Raw genomic sequence first — 546 nt, 5'->3', positions numbered from 1 at the left:
CAGGCAGCGCAACGCCCACGAACTGCAGGCGGCGACTATGCGGGCTATCGGGTCATGAGCGTGGATGGCTCGACGCTGGATGTGCCCGATGAACAGGTCAATGCGCAGGCGTTCGGGTATGCCCAGGGCGGGCGCGGTGAAGGCGCGTATCCGCAGATCCGCTTTGTGGCGCTGGCCGAATGTGCGACGCACGCGCTGTGTGAGGTGCAGATGGGCGGGGTACGCGAGGACAGCGAACAGGCGCTCACGCGGCAGCTGTTTCCGGCGTTCTCGAGCGAGATGCTGGTGCTGGCCGATCGCCTGTTCTACGGCTATGACATGTGGCGCGAGGCGGTAGCGACCGGAGCGAAGCTGCTGTGGCGCGTGAAGTCGAATGTGCGACTGCCGTGCGAAGTGCCGCTGGCAGATGGTTCGTACCTGAGCACCGTCTATGCCAGCGACACCGACCGACGACACCAGCGCAACGGCATGCGGGTGCGGGTCATCGAGTATCGCCTGGAAGGCGTGCCTGACGCTGAGCCGCAGTATCGCCTGATCACCAATCTG

1 protein-coding gene is annotated in these 546 nt (G+C 65.0%); it reads left to right on the top strand.

All coding sequences use genetic code 11. The features are described from left to right. Window positions 1–546: transposase (locus ACGLHR_RS52190; protein ID WP_400104025.1), on the top strand; the 546-nt coding region annotated here is incomplete at both ends.

Origin of the sequence: Cupriavidus sp. CuC1, from assembly GCF_044627735.1 — a bacterium.
Lineage (GTDB): Bacteria > Pseudomonadota > Gammaproteobacteria > Burkholderiales > Burkholderiaceae > Cupriavidus > Cupriavidus ulmosensis.
The sequence above is the reverse complement of the archived record's forward strand: the minus strand, read 5'-3'. Positions and strand labels throughout refer to the sequence as shown.